Raw genomic sequence first — 18,164 nt, 5'->3', positions numbered from 1 at the left:
TTCACAGGAGCCGGTCATGACCGTTTACTTCATCGGCGCCGGCCCCGGCGACCCGGATCTCATTACCGTCAAAGGCCAGCGACTGATCCGCCACTGCGCGGTGATCATCTACGCCGGTTCCCTGGTACCAACCGCCGTCCTTGACGGCCATTGTGCCGAACAGGTGATCAACAGCGCCCAGCTGCATCTGGAACAGATCATCGAATTGATCAAGAGCGCCCATCTCAAGGGGCAGGACGTGGCCCGGGTGCATTCCGGCGACCCAAGCCTGTACGGCGCCATTGGCGAGCAGATTCGTTGCCTGCGGGAACTGGGCATCCCTTTCGAAATCATCCCGGGCGTGACCGCGACCTCAGCCTGTGCTGCTTTGCTGGGTGCAGAACTGACCTTGCCGGACATCTCCCAGAGCCTGATCCTCACCCGTTACGCCGATAAATCCCCGATGCCTGCCGGGGAAGAACTGGGCAACCTGGCACAGCACGGGGCGACCATGGCGATTCACCTGGGGGTCAATCACCTGGAAAAGATCATCGACGAACTGCGGCCCCATTACGGCGCCGACTGCCCGATTGCGGTGATCCACCGGGCAACATGGCCGGATCAGGATTGGGTGCTGGGTACACTGGCAGATATCGCCGAGAAGGTGCAGGCCAAGGGTTTCCGCCGAACGGCGCTGATCCTGGTGGGGCGTGTGCTGGGCAATGACGTGTTCAGCGAATCATCGCTGTACCGTGCCGGGCATGCGCATCTCTACCGCCCTTGACGCAACCGGCTGGAGCCAACCCGAGTCCCCTGTGGGTCCAGGCTGACGACTGAAACTATTGTGGCGAGGGAGCTTGCTCCCGCTGGACCGCGAAGCGGTCCCCCTGCAACTCATGTGCCCATCACGAAGAGCACATCGGTTGCCTTGCGATTGCTTCGCAATCGAGCGGGAGCAAGCTCCCTCGCCACAGCGAACACCTATCAGTAGTAGGCGTTTTCTTTCTGCGTGTGATCGGTCACGTCGCGTACGCCCTTGAGCTCCGGAATGCGCTCGAGCAAGGTGCGCTCGATGCCTTCCTTCAACGTGACGTCAGCCTGGCCGCAGCCCTGGCAGCCGCCGCCGAACTGGAGCACGGCGATGCCGTCTTCCACCACGTCGATCAGCGAAACCTGGCCGCCGTGGCTGGCCAGCCCCGGGTTGATTTCGGTTTGCAGGTAGTAATTGATGCGCTCGTTGACCGGGCTGTCGGCATTGACCATCGGCACCTTGGCGTTTGGCGCCTTGATGGTCAGTTGGCCACCCATGCGGTCAGTGGCGTAGTCGACCACCGCATCGTCCAGGAAGGCTTCGCTGAACGAGTCGATGTACGCGGTGAAGCTCTTGAGCCCCAGCGCGGTGTCTTCGGGTTTTTCTTCCCCCGGCTTGCAGTAGGCAATGCACGTCTCAGCGTACTGGGTGCCGGGCTGGGTGATAAAGATGCGGATCCCGATACCCGGGGTGTTCTGCTTGGACAGCAGGTCGGCCAGGTAATCGTGGGCGGCATCGGTAATGGTAATGGCGGTCATGGAAACTCCTCGCAGGCTTGCCGGCAGTTTACGCCAATCATCGCGCCGGACAAAGTCCCAGTATTTTTGTCAGGAAAGCGTCCGGCGGCACGGAGTTTGCCGCCGGAGCTGTCGATCAGAGGTTCTGGTAGCGATTCATGTCCAACACGCCGCTTTCCAGGGGCTCCGTCTCCTGGATGTACTGGCTCAGGTCGTGGAAGTAGTACCAGAACTGCGGGTGGCTGCGACGAATGCCCCAGCGCTCGACAATCCGCTCGAACGCCGGTGCATCCTGGGCGCCTTGCATGGCCTCGACGAATGCCGGCACTTGCCCGGCCGGAATGTTGAACATGAAGTTCGGATAGCTGCTGAGCACGCCCGGGTAGACCGTGAGTGTGTCCAGCCCCGGCTGGTATCGCGCCTCCTCGCCCAGCAGGAACGCCACGTTGCTATGGGCTCGGTTGCGCAGCAGGCTGTAGACTTCACGATGACCACTGGCGGTTTCGACGCGCAGCAGAGTCGCTTCCGGCAGTTGGTCGATCACCTTGAGCCCCGCCGCAGGGCGCGACACCAGCCGACTGAGGGCCTGTTCGGCGTTTTGCAGCGCCGGGTCGATGTTCGGGCGCGAGCAGTAGGCGCCGTCGCAGCGGTTGATCGGATCGGGGCGGGCATTCAGCTCGCCGTACCGGGCCAGCAGTTGCTGGGTGAAATCGCCCTTGGGGTCGCGCTCATCAAGCTTGAGGGCGGTCGGTTTGTCATCGTCGATGGCCTCATAATCGAGCCACATCTTGAATTTGCCGCCGGCCTGGTACCAGTCGTCAAGATAGCCTTCCCGGGAGTCGGCCGGCATCAGGCGCAGGAAGTTCTGCTCCGCACCGTTGCGGATCAGATCGAAATACAGCCGGGTCTGGGCCTGGTGGGACACGTTGCCGAATACATCGAAGTTCACCGCCAATTGGTAATAGGTGCGCTCCAGCAACGGGAAGTCGAACAGCCACATCGTCTGCGGCACTTCGCCGATCAAGCCCTTGTTGACCGAGGCACTGTCGAAGTGCCGGAAAATGCTCAACAATGCATTGTCATTCCCGGCCCACAGCGTCGACCAACTCGGCGCCGGCGCATCGGCATAGACGTCGCGGCGCAAGGCTTCGTACTCGTTGCGCTTGTCCCGGTAGTCGAGCCACAAGCTGAGGACGCTGCCCACGTCGTCGTTCTGCCCCGGCATTGCCAGCAGCGGCGTGGCCTGGCCGCGGTAGTTCGGATCTGTAATGTACAGGTCATGTTCGGGGGCCTGGAACAGCGCCCAGAAATTGTCGCGGATCACGTCCGTGGCAATCTGGCCCCGGCACACCGGCCCGCGAATGAAGGTGCGCACAAAATACTCGGCGTTATCGAGCATGAACTGGTAGCGAGCCTGGGCCGGGATCGCTTCGAAGGTGGAAAATGGATTGGCCCGGCGCTCCGGACCGTAGCCCGGCAACGCGGTCACCTGCCATTTGCCGCTGTAGAACAGGCTCTTGATGCGCCCCATCTTCGCCGCGCTCAAGCCGTAGGTAATATGGGTCTTGTGCACGATCACCCCTTGCACCGGCCAGAGCCGGTAATAGACGCGGGTGCCAGGGTCATCATTCGGACGGCGGGTATTGATCAGGTCGATCGGCTGCCCGGTGGGCGTGCGCGAACGGACCCACTGGAAGAAATGCCCCGGCTCGCCGTCCTTGAAATAGATGTGCGCCAGGAACCAGTGCTCGAACAACCAGCGGCCCACCAGGCTTTCCCGGGCGCCAGGGGCGTTGAGCAGGTTTTCCCATTGCACCACCTGCAAGGCTTCGGCGGCACTCGGGGCCAGGGCCTGCTGATCGATGGGGGCGCCTGCGGCCAGCCAGCGTTGCAGGGTCTGGTATTGCTGGTCGGTCAGGCCGGTGACGGCCAGGGGCATGCCTTCCTTGGGATGGGCGCCGGCGTATTCGTTGAATTGATCCGGCATCGCGCAGCTGTTTTCGCGATTGAGGCCCAGCACGATCTCTTCCGGCAGCTTGGCGTTGGGCTGCAACGGCGTGCGATGGCCCAACTCCAGCATGCGCGCCATCAGGGCAGCCTGGCTGCCTTGGGCATCGAGCACCGAATAGAAGCCCTTGCGCTGCCAGGCGCGCTGGCCGGAGGCGTCATAGAACAAGCGGGTCGGCTCGGCCGCCTGGCGCCGCTCGCCGTCGTACACCGACAGCTTGCTCGCGCCCCGCGCCGCGCCTTCGCCGCTGCCCAGGTTCAACTGGCAAGCGGAGTCGTAGCAGGCATGGCAGGCCACGCATTTTTCCGTGAAGATCGGCTGGATGTCGCGGGTGTAGGAGATCGCTGGAGCACGGCTCCCGGCGGCTGCGGTAAAACACAACAGCAGCAACAGACTGCCGAATAAGACGCGGTACGGCATGTCTCGGGTCCCTAAGAGATAGTCCGGCGATTCTACCGGGCCAGCATCGCCTTGCAAACATGAGCGATATTCATGCAAAAGCCCATCATGATCAAATCCTGCACAGGTTTGCTATCATCCTGGCCTTCGTAATAGTCTTTTTTTCCAGGTAGTCCTATGTCCGATCGCAGCGCTCGCCTTTATCTTCTCCAGCAAGCCCTCAAGGAGCGCATCCTGATCCTCGACGGCGGCATGGGCACGATGATCCAGAGCTACAAGCTCGAAGAGCAGGACTACCGTGGCAAGCGTTTCGCCGACTGGCCGAGCGACGTCAAGGGCAACAACGACCTGCTGGTGCTGAGCCGCCCGGACGTGATCGGCGCCATCGAAAAAGCCTACCTGGATGCCGGCGCCGACATCCTGGAAACCAACACCTTCAACGCCACCCAGGTGTCCCAGGCCGACTACGGCATGCAAGGCCTGGCCTACGAGCTGAACCTGGAAGGCGCGCGCCTGGCCCGTAAAGTGGCTGACGCCAAGACCCTGGAAACCCCGGACAAGCCACGTTTCGTTGCCGGCGTACTCGGCCCGACCAGCCGCACCTGCTCGCTGTCGCCGGACGTGAACAACCCCGGCTACCGCAACGTGACCTTCGACGAACTGGTGGAGAACTACACCGAGGCCACCAAGGGCCTGATCGAAGGCGGTGCCGACCTGATCCTGATCGAAACCATTTTCGACACGCTCAATGCCAAGGCAGCGATTTTCGCCGTGCAGGGTGTTTATGAAGCGTTGGGCGTCGAACTGCCGATCATGATCTCCGGCACCATCACCGATGCGTCCGGTCGTACCCTGTCCGGCCAGACCACCGAAGCCTTCTGGAACTCCGTGGCCCACGCCAAGCCGATTTCCGTGGGCTTGAACTGCGCCCTGGGTGCCAGCGAGCTGCGCCCGTACCTGGAAGAGCTGTCGAACAAGGCCAACACCCATGTCTCGGCGCACCCGAACGCCGGCCTGCCCAACGAATTCGGTGAATACGACGAATTGCCGGCCGAGACCGCCAAAGTCATCGAGGAATTCGCCCAGAGCGGCTTCCTGAACATCGTCGGCGGTTGCTGCGGCACCACCCCGGCGCACATCGAAGCCATCGCCAAGGCCGTGGCCGGCTATGCCCCGCGGCCGATTCCAGAGATTCCCCGGGCCTGCCGCCTGTCGGGCCTGGAACCGTTCACCATCGATCGCAGCTCGCTGTTTGTCAACGTCGGCGAGCGGACCAACATTACCGGTTCCGCCAAGTTCGCCCGCTTGATCCGCGAGGACAACTACACCGAAGCGCTGGAAGTGGCGCTGCAGCAGGTCGAGGCCGGCGCCCAGGTGATCGACATCAACATGGACGAGGGCATGCTCGATTCGAAGAAGGCCATGGTGACCTTCCTCAATCTGATTGCCGGCGAACCGGACATCTCCCGCGTGCCGATCATGATCGACTCCTCCAAGTGGGAAGTGATCGAGGCCGGCCTCAAGTGCATCCAGGGCAAGGGCATCGTCAACTCCATCAGCATGAAGGAAGGTGTCGAGCAGTTCATCCATCACGCCAAGCTGTGCAAGCGCTACGGCGCCGCCGTGGTGGTGATGGCGTTCGACGAAGCCGGCCAGGCCGACACCGAGGCGCGCAAGAAGGAAATCTGCAAGCGCTCCTATGACATCCTGGTCAATGAAGTCGGCTTCCCGCCGGAAGACATCATTTTCGACCCGAACATCTTCGCCGTCGCCACCGGTATCGAAGAGCACAACAACTATGCCGTGGATTTCATCAACGCCTGCGCCTACATCCGCGACGAACTGCCCTACGCGCTGACCTCCGGCGGCGTGTCCAACGTGTCCTTCTCGTTCCGTGGCAACAACCCGGTGCGCGAGGCGATCCATTCGGTGTTCCTGCTCTATGCGATCCGCGCGGGCCTGACCATGGGCATCGTCAATGCCGGCCAACTGGAGATCTACGACCAGATCCCGGTGGAACTGCGCGACGCCGTGGAAGACGTGATCCTCAACCGTACCCCCGAAGGCACCGACGCCCTCCTCGCCATCGCCGACAAGTACAAGGGCGACGGCAGCGTCAAGGAAGCGGAAACCGAGGAATGGCGCGGCTGGGAAGTGAACAAGCGCCTGGAACATGCCCTGGTCAAGGGCATCACCACCCACATCGTCGAAGACACCGAAGAATCGCGACTGTCGTTCGCCCGACCGATCGAGGTCATTGAAGGCCCGCTGATGGCCGGCATGAACATCGTCGGCGACCTGTTTGGCGCCGGTAAGATGTTCCTGCCCCAGGTGGTGAAATCCGCCCGGGTGATGAAGCAGGCGGTGGCCCACCTGATTCCGTTCATCGAGGCGGAAAAAGGCGACAAGCCAGAAGCCAAGGGCAAGATCCTGATGGCCACGGTCAAGGGCGACGTGCATGACATCGGCAAGAACATCGTCGGCGTGGTGCTCGGTTGCAACGGCTATGACATCGTCGACCTGGGCGTGATGGTGCCGGCGGAGAAGATCCTGCAGGTGGCCAAGGAGCAGAAGTGCGACATCATCGGCCTGTCCGGCCTGATCACCCCGTCCCTGGATGAAATGGTGCATGTGGCGCGGGAGATGCAGCGCCAGGACTTCCACCTGCCGCTGATGATTGGCGGGGCCACCACCTCCAAGGCCCACACGGCGGTAAAGATCGAGCCCAAGTACAGCAACGACGCGGTGATCTACGTCACCGATGCCTCCCGTGCCGTGGGCGTGGCGACCCAGTTGCTGTCCAAGGAACTCAAGCCGGCTTTCGTCGAGAAAACCCGCCTGGACTACATGGACGTGCGCGAGCGCACATCCAACCGCAGCGCTCGGACCGAACGCCTGAGCTATGCAGCGGCCATCGCCAAGAAGCCGCAGTTCGACTGGAGCAGCTACCAGCCGGTCAAGCCGACCTTCACCGGCGCCAAGGTGCTGGATAACATCGACCTGAACGTCCTGGCCGAATACATCGACTGGACGCCGTTTTTCATCTCCTGGGACCTGGCCGGCAAGTACCCACGCATCCTCACCGACGAAGTGGTCGGCGAAGCCGCCACCGCACTGTACGCCGATGCCCGGGCCATGCTGCGCAAGCTGATCGACGAGAAACTCATCAGCGCTCGCGCGGTGTTCGGCTTCTGGCCGGCCAACCAGGTGCATGACGACGACCTGGAAGTCTACGGTGACGACGGCAAGCCCTTGGCCCGCCTGCACCACCTGCGCCAACAGATCATCAAGACCGACGGCAAGCCGAACTTCTCCCTGGCCGACTTCGTCGCGCCGAAGGACAGCGGCGTGACCGACTACGTCGGCGGCTTCATCACCACCGCCGGCATCGGCGCCGAAGAAGTCGCCAAGGCGTATCAGGAGGCCGGCGACGACTACAACTCGATCATGGTCAAGGCCCTCGCCGACCGTCTGGCCGAGGCCTGCGCCGAATGGTTGCACCAGCAAGTGCGCAAAAATTATTGGGGCTACGCCCAGGACGAGAGCCTGGACAACGACGCCCTGATCAAGGAGCAATACACCGGCATCCGCCCTGCCCCCGGTTACCCGGCCTGCCCGGACCACACCGAGAAAGCCACCCTGTTCCGCCTGCTCGACCCCGAGGCCAGCGAACTGAAGGCCGGGCGCAGCGGTGTGTTCCTCACCGAACACTACGCGATGTTCCCGGCAGCGGCGGTCAGCGGCTGGTACTTCGCCCATCCCCAGGCGCAGTACTTTGCGGTGGGCAAGATCGATAAGGATCAGGTGCAGAGTTATACCGCGCGCAAGGGTCAGGAGTTGAGTGTGACGGAGCGTTGGTTGTCGCCGAATTTGGGGTATGACAGCTGATATAAGATCTTCTTAGCCCAAACAGACCGCAGCCTTCGTCAACCTACATGGATATAGAATCCTGAAGTTGCCGAAGGCTGCGACTTTCAAAAATCAGTTATAGCGCTGCCAAACCCCAGCAGCAATTTCCGATGCAAAAATCCGCAACATGTAACAACCCTAACTTACTTCTTCACAGAGACAATTATATTTATTGACTCCTTCCAATCAGAATTAACTCTTCGAGCCTCCAACTGCAACAATCCATTATAGTATCCCGCCGGAAGCGCTACGTTATCCCGAACATCGTATTGTATTTCAAGCCCAACCATGGGGCCGAGCGCTCCGAGAAAACGCTTACTGTTCATATGTTCCCGCCAACCATTTTCCTCTTGAACGCGAATCCCCCGTAACTTAACGACCACTTCATTACCTGCCGCATTGAACAACTTCACCCTCAGCATCGTGAACTTTTCATCTGTTCCTGGCGCCAGCTCTGTAGGACCCACATCGGCTGACAGAGCAACGATCCCGCCCATGTAAAGTCGCTCTATTCCAGGAATCCGGATGTAAGTAGACGCCTGATTATGGAGACCGCTGACGACCAGCATACGCAGACCTGGCAGTTCCGGCTTGTAACCCGTCAATCGCGCCGCACTCTCACGCCAGACGCGTGCCATGTCGGCCGTCCTTGCATTCCCTATCGGCAAGCCGTAAGTATCATTGACGGCAGGTGTCGAATAGTAGAGGGATCGACTGCCGGTACACATATTGGTTTTGGTTTTGCCGTTATTGTAGCCATAGTTGTAGTCCGAACCGTTTGCCTCTTCGCAATGGTCCCCTCCGACGTTATGCCCTATCTCATGGGTAAAAGTGGTGGGTGCATACCAGGCGCTGACGCTTGAATATCCACGAAAATAGGCTCTTCCCTGCTCTTGGTTGGTACCCGTCGCAATGGCTGCGTTCACATCGGTTTTGTACCGGTCCCGATAGGGGCTGAGAAGATCTTGCCAGTTGGTCAATCCCTCGTTGCTGGTATTGTAAGGCACATCAAAAACGCTGACGGCACCGAGTCGCAATGAAACTTCCCCGACGCGCGAGTTTCGTAAGCTGAGATTGACCATTTCAACCTGTGCAAGCGCGTGAGCAATGGGATCGACCTCCAGCTGATTCAGCGCATTGGCAGAATAAGCGAAGAGCATATCAATATAAGAGTGCCCGTCACTGGCCGTCTCCGGGCGACCAATATCTTCCTGTGGTTCGACCATATCGTTTTCCAACAAGTCTTCAGCTGGCTCGGCAATGAATGTAAGGCGCCCCTGGGGGTCAACTTTTAACAAGCCATGCTTATCGGGCTCGTTGACAATCCCAACGACCGCCCCCTCCGGAGACCGAACCACCACCAGCGAGCCTGCCTTCCCATCACGGGCATACAAATTGCCACTCTCAATCGTATAGCCCTGCTCAACGTGTATCGCCGAACGTTCAAAGCGGGCATCGCCAATCGCATTGGCATAAACACTCGCCGACGTCGGTTGAGGTGTGTTCTCTTGGCTTTCGGTTGCCGCATTGCTTACCGGCAACCCCAAGAGGAAAACCAGCGTAGCCGTAGCCCAACGGTAAAAAACCGTGGCCGTGAACGAGCTTCGGACGTTCATGGCTGATATCTCCGCAAGTGACAGGAGTCATCAGCGTGATCCAATCCCACCGGGACGGATACTGACAGAAGTACCAGTAGCGACACGGGTCAGGAAGGCTTAGGTTGACTGATTTTCTGTCTGCCAAGGCGTTGGGGGAAAACCGGGCGCCAGAGATCCATGACTGAGGCCACCGCGGATCGAGATCTTTTGTCTATGCTTGTCCCACACACATGACAGACGAGGGATTTATGGACGATCCAACCGACAATAAGCCACCCACTCTGTTGCAAATGCTGCACAGCGTGGGGGCGGCGGCCTTTGGCGTGCAAAGCGGGAAAAACCGCGCCCGGGACTTTACCCATGGAAAGCCGAGTCACTTCGTGATCCTCGGCATCCTGTTTACGGTCATTTTCGGGTTGACGTTGTATGGGATCGTTAATTTGGTGTTGTACTTTGCGGGTGTGTGAACACTTAGTATCCACAGATCATTATGGACAGCTTGCCTGCAATCCGGGCCGAGGCTAGCGACGCCCCAGCCCATCGAGCGAAAAGGCATAGCGCTCGCCATCCGGGCGAGACACCAGGCTGAAGCGCTTGAAATCCAGGCGATAGTCCTTGGCAGGATCCATGTTCAGCCACGCTCGAGCGCGGGCCGGATCGAGCGATTGCATCAGGTCGATCTGCTGGTTGTAGCCGCCATGACGCGCGAGGTCAGTGCCCCGGGCGTGATCATGGAGTAGCACCATGGCCCACCCTCCCAAGCTGAAGTGCCCGGTGAACAGCACGCTCAAGCGCCCGTCGATGCGGGCCTGGAGCGCCGCCCTGGAACTGTTCATGGCGCTGAACAACACATCCTTGCCTGGCTGGCGACCCGCCTCCTCGAACGCCTGCATGGCGCCCAGGGCCATCTCATCGTTGGCGGACCACACCAACGCGGTCTGCGGATACCGCTTGGCCAGTTGGCTGGCCTGCTCGTAGGAGCGCTCGCGATTCCACTCGCCATAGACCAACTGGCGCAGGTGTACCTGTGGATGCTCGGCCAGCGCCCGGTACAGACCTTTCTCACGCAGTTGCGCCGAAGGCGTGGACTTCTTTCCGGAAAATGCCAACAGGTCGAGGGTTTGCCCAGGCGCCAGCGGCCCATGCTGGCGCAACAGCTCGGTGAGCATCAGGTAGCCACTGCGCTCGTCGTCGGGCACCAGGCTGCCAAGCAGTTCGGGAGGCGGCGCGCCTTGCTGGGCCAGCAGGCGGGTCTGGTCGCTGGTCAGCGTGTTGTTCACCAGGAACAGCTTGATCCCGCTACCCTGGGCCAATTGCAGGATGCGCGGGGCAACATACTGTTCGTTCACCAGCACCAGGTAGTCCGGACGGTCAACCGACGTGATGACGTCTTGAGCCTGGCGGATCATGCGCTCGGGATCGCGCTCGGCGTACTCCACGCGCAGGCGCAACCCCAAGCCATTAGCCGCGGCCTGCATGAACTCGCTATAGCTGACCCAGAACGTCTCGGTCGAACGCCCCGGATTGAGGAACACCACCGAAGTCGCAGCCCTCACCTGGGCTGAAGGAGAAACAGCGCCGGCGGCGTGCACCGGTAACCAGAATGACAGGCATAACAACGCTACCAGCCTGCAGATAAACTTAAACATCCCGCCCGCCCTGAATAATACGCCACCCAGTATAACGACCCGGGTGGCGAACGGGCACATGAACGCGAGACCTTCATGTAGCTGGCAACGGCTCGAACCTATTGATGACTGACCCAGAACACTGCGGTGCCCACCACCAGGATAATCAGGAACAAAATGGCCCAGGCATCAACGGTACTGTCGCTTTTCCTTGCTTTGGTCGGATTGCTCATTGCATCGCCTCTTGTCGGTTTTGTAGGTGATTGCATAGGGACTCGACCACAGTTAAGACGATGATTGCCCGCACGACAAATGTGGGTTAGGCAATAATCAATCTCATTAGTCGATTTGGTTCTTTACATATACTCAAACATCACTTTTGCGCATAACTCAAAACAGGTATCTTGCACCGGCTCCTCTAGGAGTGCGCGGCCGTGCGCGCAGAATTGCCGAGGCAGAACCCGATTCCAGCGAGCCAACATGCAGCTGTTTCTGATCGGCCCAAGCCTGAGACCGAGACTTATATGTACGTATATGACGAGTACGATCAGCGGATCATCGAGGACCGCGTCAAGCAGTTCCGTGATCAGACCCGACGCTATCTGGCAGGCGAGCTGAGCGAAGAAGAATTCCGCCCTCTGCGCTTGCAGAATGGCCTGTATATCCAGCGCTTCGCCCCGATGCTGCGGGTGGCTGTGCCTTATGGCCAGCTGACTTCGCGCCAGGTGCGCAAGCTGGCGCAAATCGCCCGCGACTACGACAAGGGCTACGCCCACATCAGTACCCGGCAGAACGTCCAGTACAACTGGCCAGCCCTGGAAGATGTGCCCGAGATCCTCGCCGAACTGGCCACCGTGCAGATGCACGCGATCCAGACCAGCGGCAACTGCCTGCGCAACGTCACCACCGACCAGTTCGCCGGTGTCGCAGCCGACGAGTTGATCGACCCGCGCCCGTGGTGCGAGATTGTCCGCCAGTGGACGACGTTCCACCCGGAATTCGCCTACCTGCCACGCAAGTTCAAGATCGCCATCAACGGCTCGACCTCTGACCGTGCGGCCATCGAAGTCCACGACATTGGCCTGGAGACGGTCTACAACGCGGCCGGCGAGTTGGGCTTCCGTGTACTGGTGGGCGGTGGCCTGGGGCGTACGCCGGTGGTCGGCGCGTTCATCAACGAGTTCCTGCCGTGGCAGGACCTGCTGAGCTACCTCGACGCCATCCTGCGGGTATACAACCGCTACGGCCGTCGCGACAACAAATACAAGGCGCGGATCAAGATCCTGGTCAAGGCCCTCACGCCTGAAGTGTTCGCCGAGAAGGTCGAAGCCGAGATGGCTCACCTGCGTGGCGGCCAGACCACCCTGACCGAAGCAGAAGTCCACCGTGTGGCCAAGCATTTCGTCGATCCAGACTACAAAGTCCTGAGCAACCAGAACGCCGAGCTGGCTGCCCTCGACAAGGAACACCCTGGCTTCGCTCGCTGGCGCACCCGCAATACCCTGGCCCACAAGAAGCCGGGTTATGTCGCGGTGACCCTGTCCCTGAAGCCAACCGGCGTCGCGCCGGGCGACATCACCGACAAGCAACTGGACGCCGTGGCCGACCTGGCCGAGCGCTACAGCTTCGGCCAACTGCGCACCTCCCATGAGCAGAACATCATCCTGGCGGACGTTGAACAGAGCCAGTTGTTCACCCTCTGGGGCGAATTGCGCGAGCAAGGTTTCGCCACCCCGAACATCGGCCTGCTGACCGACATGATCTGCTGCCCGGGCGGCGACTTCTGCTCCCTGGCCAACGCCAAGTCGATCCCTATCGCCGAATCGATCCAGCGTCGCTTCGACGACCTGGACTACCTGTTCGACATCGGCGAGCTGGACCTGAACATTTCCGGCTGCATGAACGCCTGTGGTCACCACCACGTCGGCCACATCGGCATCCTGGGCGTGGACAAGAAAGGCGAAGAGTTCTACCAGGTCTCCCTGGGCGGCAGCGGTAGCCGCGACGCCAGCCTGGGCAAGATCCTCGGCCCGTCGTTTGCCCAGGACGACATGCCTGACGTGATCGAGAAGCTGATCGACGTGTACATCGAACAACGTACCGAAGACGAGCGTTTCATCGACACTTACCAACGTATTGGCATCGACCTCTTCAAGGAACGCGTCTATGCAGCGAATCATTAAGAACAACGAGGTCATCGACGAAACCTGGCACCTGCTGCCCAAGGACGCGACCCTCGATGGCATCTCCAACTGTGACGACCTGATCGTGCCCCTGGCCTTGTGGCGCGATCATGCCCACGCCCTCAAGGCCCGCGACGGCGGCCTGGGCGTGTGGCTGGACGCCGACGAGGAAGCCGAGGAAATCGGCGAGGACGCCAACCAGTTGCAGGTCATCGCTTTGAACTTCCCGGCCTTCACCGACGGGCGCAGCTACTCCAACGCCCGCCTGCTGCGCGACCGCTATGGTTTCAAGGGTGAGTTGCGGGCGATTGGCGACGTACTGCGCGACCAGTTGTTCTACATGCGCCGCTGCGGCTTCGACGCCTTTGCCTTGCGTGCCGACAAAGACCCCTTTGAGGCCCTCGAAAGCCTCAAGGACTTCTCGGTGACCTACCAGGCTGCCACTGACGAACCGCTGCCGCTGTTCCGTCGTCGCTGAGACAGCCCTATGAAAAAGCCCTGAACCGGGTGTACCGGTTCAGGGCTTTTTCATTTGATGGTCCTACCACCGTGGCGGCCCAGCCCGCTCCCACAGGGGCAGTGCGAGGGCGGGCTACGCGGATTACCAGAACCGCTGCTGGGTCAGGCGGCTCCACCAACTGAGCAGCACACGATCCACCGAACCGCTGGCCGCCATGCCGATGCGTTCCTGCAGGCTTTTGCGTTCGGCGTAGTGCAGGTGGTACAGCTCGGCACCCTTGGCGCGTTCGGCCAGGTATTCATCGCTGGTTTTCAGCTCGTCCACCAAGCCCTTGCCCTGCGCCGCGACACCCAACCAGACCTCACCGGTCGCCACTTCATCGATGGCCAGTTGCGGGCGGTAGTTGGACACGAAGTTCTTGAACAGCTCATGGGTAATGTCCAGGTCTTCCTGGAATTTCTCCCGGCCCTTCTCGGTATTTTCGCCGAACACCGTCAACGTGCGTTTGTATTCCCCGGCCGTCAACACTTCGAAATCGATGTCGTGTTTCTTCAGCAGCCGGTTGACGTTGGGCAATTGCGCGACGACGCCGATGGAACCCAGGATCGCGAAAGGAGCGCTGATGATCTTCTCGCCGATGCACGCCATCATGTAGCCACCGCTGGCCGCGACCTTGTCGATGCAGACCGTCAACGGCACGCCGGCCTGACGGATCCGCGCCAGTTGCGACGAGGCCAGGCCATAGCTGTGGACCATGCCGCCGCCACTTTCCAGGCGCAGCACTACTTCATCCTTCGGCGTCGCCAGGGTCAGCAGCGCAGTGATTTCATGACGCAGGCTCTCGGTGGCCGAGGCCTTGATGTCACCGTCGAAATCCAGCACGAACACCCGGGGCTTGGCCGCCGGTTTGTCCTTGTTTTTCTTCCCGGCCTTTTCAGCCTTGCCTTCGGCCTTGCGCAGCGCCTTGAGCTGATCCTTGTCCAGCAGCGTCTGTTCCAGGCGCTCACGTAGCCCCTTGTAGAAATCGTTGAGTTTGCTCACCTGCAACTGACCGGTCGACTTGCGCCGCCCCTTGCTGCGCAACGCAGCAAAACTGACCAGCACCACCAGGATGGCGATCACCAGCGTCACGGTCTTGGCCAGGAAACCGGCGTACTCGATGAAAAACTCCACAGCAACTCCTTAAATGCAATGTGCCACTGAACACAGGCGCGTAACGGTCCCAGCATACCCATGCGGCTGCGTCGCGACCAGTCATGAAACCGGTGGTTACGTTAACGCGAGCGAGGCAGGACAAGGCTGCAACGGGCATTTCAAACAAGCGTATGTTTTTTCATTGACAGCTCACCGCCATCCCCATAACCTCGCCAAACCTTCAACGTACCGGGATGACGCGGACGTGGGCAGTATCTATCTGATTCGACATGGCCAGGCCTCCTTTGGTGCGGACGACTACGATGTCCTTTCACCCAATGGCGTGCGCCAGGCGCAAGTGCTCGGCGGCCACCTGGCGGAGCTCGGTGTCGTGTTCGATCGCTGCCTCTCGGGTGACCTGCGTCGCCAACAGGATACCGCCATCGGCGCGCTGGAACAGATGTCCGCCGCCGGGTTACCGGTTCCCGGGCTGGAAACCGACACCGCGTTCAACGAGTTCGATGCCGACGCGGTCATTCGCGCCCTGCTGCCGGACATGCTTCCCCAGGAGCCCGAGGCGCTGCATATCCTGCGCAACGCTGCGCAGAACCGCGCCGAATTCCAGCGCATCTTCGCGCTGATCGTCGAACGCTGGCTCAGCGGCCAGTATGACCCGCCGGGCCTGGAAAGCTGGCTGGGTTTTGTCGAGCGGGTCCACGCGGGCCTGCAGCGCATCCTGGAGCAAGCCGACAACACCCACAAAATAGCCGTGTTCACCTCCGGCGGTACCATCACCGCCCTGCTCCACCTGATCACCCAGATACCGGCCCGACAGGCCTTCGAACTGAACTGGCAAATCGTCAACACCTCGCTCAACCACCTGAAATTCAGGGGCCGCGAGGTGGCCCTGGCTTCCTTCAACAGCCATGCCCACCTGCAACTGCTGAAGGCCCCGGACCTCATCACCTTTCGCTGAGTCCGGATTACTGTAGACCCTTGCTGTACCACCCAAATAAGGATCGAAACCATGACCTCCGTAGCCGACGCCGTACAAGCCATGAAAGCCAAGTTCAACCCAGCCGCCGCTGCCGGCCTGGATCTGGTATTCGGTTTCCGCATCGACGATACCAAGAATTTCTCGCTGGTCGTCAAGGACAACACCTGCGAACTGCAGGAAGGCGAAAACCCGGACGCCCAGGTGACCCTGGTGATGGACGGCGAAACCCTGCAAGGCATCGTCGACGGCAGCACCGACGGCATGCAAGCGTTCATGAGCGGCAAGCTGCGTACCGAAGGCGACATGATGCTGGCCATGAAACTGTCCGAGCTGTTCCCTGGCTGAGACTGCGCTCGCGTTCTTCGCGGGCCTCTGATTGCAAACGAATCCCGCCCCCGTGGCGGGATTCGTGTTTCTGCCCTGCGCTGATTCTGCCTTGCACTCACAACCTTGATCCCTGTCAGTTGTCGCTCCTCCCCCAGCCGCTAATGTAGCGCTTCCATCAAGCCAGGGACGGCTCATCGGGAGCCGGCGCCTGCTCATCTCACGGAAGAGAGACTCATGCCCACACTGAAGATCATTTTGCTGTCGAGTGCCTTCAACGGCTTGACCCAACGCGCCTGGCTGGACCTGCGCGAGGCCGGCTATCACCCCAGCGTCGTGCTGTTCACCGATCCGGCCTCGGTCTGCCGGCAAATCGAAGAAAGCGGCGCCCACCTGGTGATCTGCCCGTTTCTCAAGGACCGTGTACCCGAGCAGTTATGGCGCAATCCGCGGCGCCCGGTGGTGATCATTCATCCCGGAATTGTCGGCGACCGCGGCGCCAGCGCCCTGGACTGGGCGATCACTCGGCAGCCCGAGCGCTGGGGCGTCACGGCATTGCAGGCGGTAGAGGAAATGGACGCCGGGCCAGTCTGGGCCACGTGCGAATTCGACCTGCCCCAAGGCCTGCGCAAATCCGAGCTGTATAACGGCCCGGTCAGCGACGCCGCCATTCGTTGCATCCGCGAGGTCGTGGAGAAGTACCTTGACGGTTTCATCCCGGTGCCACTGGACTATGGCCGTCATGACGTGGTCGGACGCCTGCAACCGAACATGACCCAGGCCCATCGCACCTTCAGCTGGCACGACAGCAGCGCTTTCATCAAGCGCTGCATCGACGCGGCCGACGGTCAACCCGGCGTACTCGCGAGCCTGGCCGGCGAACAGTTTTACCTGTACGACGCCCATCCGGACGTTCGCCACGGCCTGCCCGGCGAACTGCTGGCCGTGCGTGACGATGCGGTGTTGGTGGCGACAGGGGATACAAGCCTGTGGATCGGCGCCCTGCGCCGCAAGCCGCAGCCCGGCGACCGGACCTTCAAGCGTCCGGCGCGCCATGTTTTGTCGAACCGCCTCGAAGGCGTCCCGGTGCTCGACGGCTCCCTGGCCCGCCAGCCGTTCAGCGATGAGTCTTATCAGCCCATTCGCTACCGGGAATGCGGCCATGTGGGAGAGCTGACGTTCGAGTTCTATAACGGGGCGATGAGCACTGAGCAATGCCAACGGCTGGTGGCGGCATTGCGCTGGGCCAAGTCCCGGGACACCCAGGTGCTGTTGATCCGCGGCGGGCGCGGGAGCTTTTCCAACGGCGTGCACCTGAACGTTATCCAGGCCGCCGCCGAACCCGGCCTGGAGGCCTGGGCCAACATACAGGCCATCGATGACGTTTGCCTTGAGTTGTTCAGCGCACGGCAACTGGTGGTCAGCGGTCTGACGGGTAACGCCGGGGCCGGCGGTGTGATGTTGGCTCTGGCGGCCGATATCGTGCTGGCGCGCCGTGACATCGTGCTCAACCCGCACTACGCGACCATGGGCCTGTACGGCTCTGAATACTGGACCTACAGCCTGCCCCGCGCGGTCGGGCCGGACATGGCCTGGAAACTCACCCGGGACTGCCTGCCGATCAGCGCCCTCCAGGCATTGCGCTACGGCATGGTCCAGGAGATCGGACCACGCTGCCCCGACGAGTTCGGCCTGTGGCTGCTGCAACGAGCCAACAGTGCGCTGCTCGATCCGAACTATGAAAGCATCCGGGTTCGCAAGGCCGAGCGGAGCCTGTCAGCGATCCAGGCGTGCCGCGAGGGTGAGCTCGCGCAGATGCGACATGACATGGTGGACAATCGCCACGGCTTCGCCGACAAGTGCCGTGGTTTCGTCTTCAAGCACAAGGCCTGCCGCACGCCAGAACGCCTGGTCGCCCCTTGGGCACGAACGGCACAGGTCCAAGCCGTCCAATAATGTCCGGTATCGGCGAGGCGCGGCAGCTCTTACAATGCCCG

Annotated in this window: 13 protein-coding genes; 8 read left to right on the top strand and 5 right to left on the bottom strand. The window is 61.0% G+C overall.

Translation table 11 applies throughout. From position 1 onward, the window contains the following. Positions 1-16: 16 nt before the first annotated feature. Complete coding sequence (gene cobM, locus BLU76_RS19825; protein WP_092223987.1) at positions 17-763, top strand: precorrin-4 C(11)-methyltransferase; 747 nt, start codon at positions 17-19, stop codon at positions 761-763. A gap of 200 nt (positions 764-963) precedes the next feature. On the opposite strand, the gene nfuA is transcribed toward cobM, so the two are convergent. Continuing rightward, positions 964-1,548 (bottom strand): Fe-S biogenesis protein NfuA, encoded by a 585-nt coding sequence (gene nfuA / locus BLU76_RS19820; protein WP_003182850.1) that lies wholly within the window; start codon positions 1,546-1,548, stop codon positions 964-966. Positions 1,549-1,663: 115 nt separating this feature from the next. Then, positions 1,664-3,955, bottom strand: a complete 2,292-nt coding sequence (locus BLU76_RS19815; RefSeq protein WP_092223985.1) for a fatty acid cis/trans isomerase — start codon at positions 3,953-3,955, stop codon at positions 1,664-1,666. Positions 3,956-4,111: 156 nt separating this feature from the next. Between BLU76_RS19815 and metH the strand changes: the two genes are divergently transcribed. Further along, entirely contained in the window at positions 4,112-7,822 is a 3,711-nt protein-coding gene (metH, locus tag BLU76_RS19810) for a methionine synthase (protein ID WP_092145595.1), read from the top strand. A gap of 164 nt (positions 7,823-7,986) precedes the next feature. Here metH and BLU76_RS19805 read toward each other — a convergent pair whose 3' ends face one another. Further along, complete coding sequence (locus BLU76_RS19805; RefSeq protein WP_092223983.1) at positions 7,987-9,459, bottom strand: reprolysin-like metallopeptidase; 1,473 nt, start codon at positions 9,457-9,459, stop codon at positions 7,987-7,989. Positions 9,460-9,689: 230 nt separating this feature from the next. Here BLU76_RS19805 and BLU76_RS19800 point away from each other — a divergent pair, with 230 nt between their 5' ends. Next, complete coding sequence (locus tag BLU76_RS19800; protein WP_072347696.1) at positions 9,690-9,908, top strand: DUF2970 domain-containing protein; 219 nt, start codon at positions 9,690-9,692, stop codon at positions 9,906-9,908. A 54-nt stretch (positions 9,909-9,962) separates the two neighbouring features. On the opposite strand, the gene BLU76_RS19795 is transcribed toward BLU76_RS19800, so the two are convergent. After that, a complete protein-coding gene (locus BLU76_RS19795) occupies positions 9,963-11,090 on the bottom strand; it encodes an ABC transporter substrate-binding protein (protein WP_072347617.1) in 1,128 nt (375 codons plus the stop codon). A 503-nt stretch (positions 11,091-11,593) separates the two neighbouring features. Between BLU76_RS19795 and BLU76_RS19790 the strand changes: the two genes are divergently transcribed. Further along, positions 11,594-13,252 (top strand): nitrite/sulfite reductase, encoded by a 1,659-nt coding sequence (locus tag BLU76_RS19790; protein ID WP_092145591.1) that lies wholly within the window; start codon positions 11,594-11,596, stop codon positions 13,250-13,252. Then, positions 13,236-13,730: a DUF934 domain-containing protein gene (locus BLU76_RS19785; RefSeq protein ID WP_063322008.1), complete on the top strand. Its 495-nt coding sequence runs from the start codon at positions 13,236-13,238 to the stop codon at positions 13,728-13,730. Before BLU76_RS19790 ends, BLU76_RS19785 begins: the two co-directional genes overlap by 17 nt. 123 nt (positions 13,731-13,853) lie before the next feature. Here the strand turns inward: BLU76_RS19785 and sohB are convergent, their stop codons facing one another. Continuing rightward, positions 13,854-14,885 (bottom strand): protease SohB, encoded by a 1,032-nt coding sequence (gene sohB, locus BLU76_RS19780; RefSeq protein WP_063322009.1) that lies wholly within the window; start codon positions 14,883-14,885, stop codon positions 13,854-13,856. A gap of 226 nt (positions 14,886-15,111) precedes the next feature. Between sohB and BLU76_RS19775 the strand changes: the two genes are divergently transcribed. From BLU76_RS19775 to BLU76_RS19765, 3 genes are all read left to right on the top strand, one after another. After that, positions 15,112-15,822 (top strand): histidine phosphatase family protein, encoded by a 711-nt coding sequence (locus tag BLU76_RS19775; protein WP_092145585.1) that lies wholly within the window; start codon positions 15,112-15,114, stop codon positions 15,820-15,822. A gap of 51 nt (positions 15,823-15,873) precedes the next feature. Next, positions 15,874-16,188: an SCP2 sterol-binding domain-containing protein gene (locus BLU76_RS19770; protein WP_063322011.1), complete on the top strand. Its 315-nt coding sequence runs from the start codon at positions 15,874-15,876 to the stop codon at positions 16,186-16,188. 216 nt (positions 16,189-16,404) lie between these two features. Next, positions 16,405-18,123: a hydrogenase maturation protein gene (locus tag BLU76_RS19765; protein WP_092223982.1), complete on the top strand. Its 1,719-nt coding sequence runs from the start codon at positions 16,405-16,407 to the stop codon at positions 18,121-18,123. Positions 18,124-18,164: the final 41 nt, after the last annotated feature.

The sequence above is a fragment of the Pseudomonas sp. NFACC08-1 genome, assembly GCF_900106735.1.
GTDB classification, from domain to species: domain Bacteria; phylum Pseudomonadota; class Gammaproteobacteria; order Pseudomonadales; family Pseudomonadaceae; genus Aquipseudomonas; species Aquipseudomonas fluorescens_Q.
This window is presented reverse-complemented; position numbering and strand designations above follow the sequence as displayed.

Coding starts and splice junctions, on each gene's coding strand:
- cobM (WP_092223987.1), top strand. CDS start 17: ATGACCGTTTACTTCATCGGCGCCGGCCCCGGCGACCCGGATCTCATT.
- BLU76_RS19795 (WP_072347617.1), bottom strand. CDS start 11,090: ATGTTTAAGTTTATCTGCAGGCTGGTAGCGTTGTTATGCCTGTCATTC.
- BLU76_RS19770 (WP_063322011.1), top strand. CDS start 15,874: ATGACCTCCGTAGCCGACGCCGTACAAGCCATGAAAGCCAAGTTCAAC.
- BLU76_RS19805 (WP_092223983.1), bottom strand. CDS start 9,459: ATGAACGTCCGAAGCTCGTTCACGGCCACGGTTTTTTACCGTTGGGCT.
- BLU76_RS19815 (WP_092223985.1), bottom strand. CDS start 3,955: ATGCCGTACCGCGTCTTATTCGGCAGTCTGTTGCTGCTGTTGTGTTTT.
- nfuA (WP_003182850.1), bottom strand. CDS start 1,548: ATGACCGCCATTACCATTACCGATGCCGCCCACGATTACCTGGCCGAC.
- BLU76_RS19800 (WP_072347696.1), top strand. CDS start 9,690: ATGGACGATCCAACCGACAATAAGCCACCCACTCTGTTGCAAATGCTG.
- metH (WP_092145595.1), top strand. CDS start 4,112: ATGTCCGATCGCAGCGCTCGCCTTTATCTTCTCCAGCAAGCCCTCAAG.
- BLU76_RS19765 (WP_092223982.1), top strand. CDS start 16,405: ATGCCCACACTGAAGATCATTTTGCTGTCGAGTGCCTTCAACGGCTTG.
- BLU76_RS19790 (WP_092145591.1), top strand. CDS start 11,594: ATGTACGTATATGACGAGTACGATCAGCGGATCATCGAGGACCGCGTC.
- BLU76_RS19785 (WP_063322008.1), top strand. CDS start 13,236: ATGCAGCGAATCATTAAGAACAACGAGGTCATCGACGAAACCTGGCAC.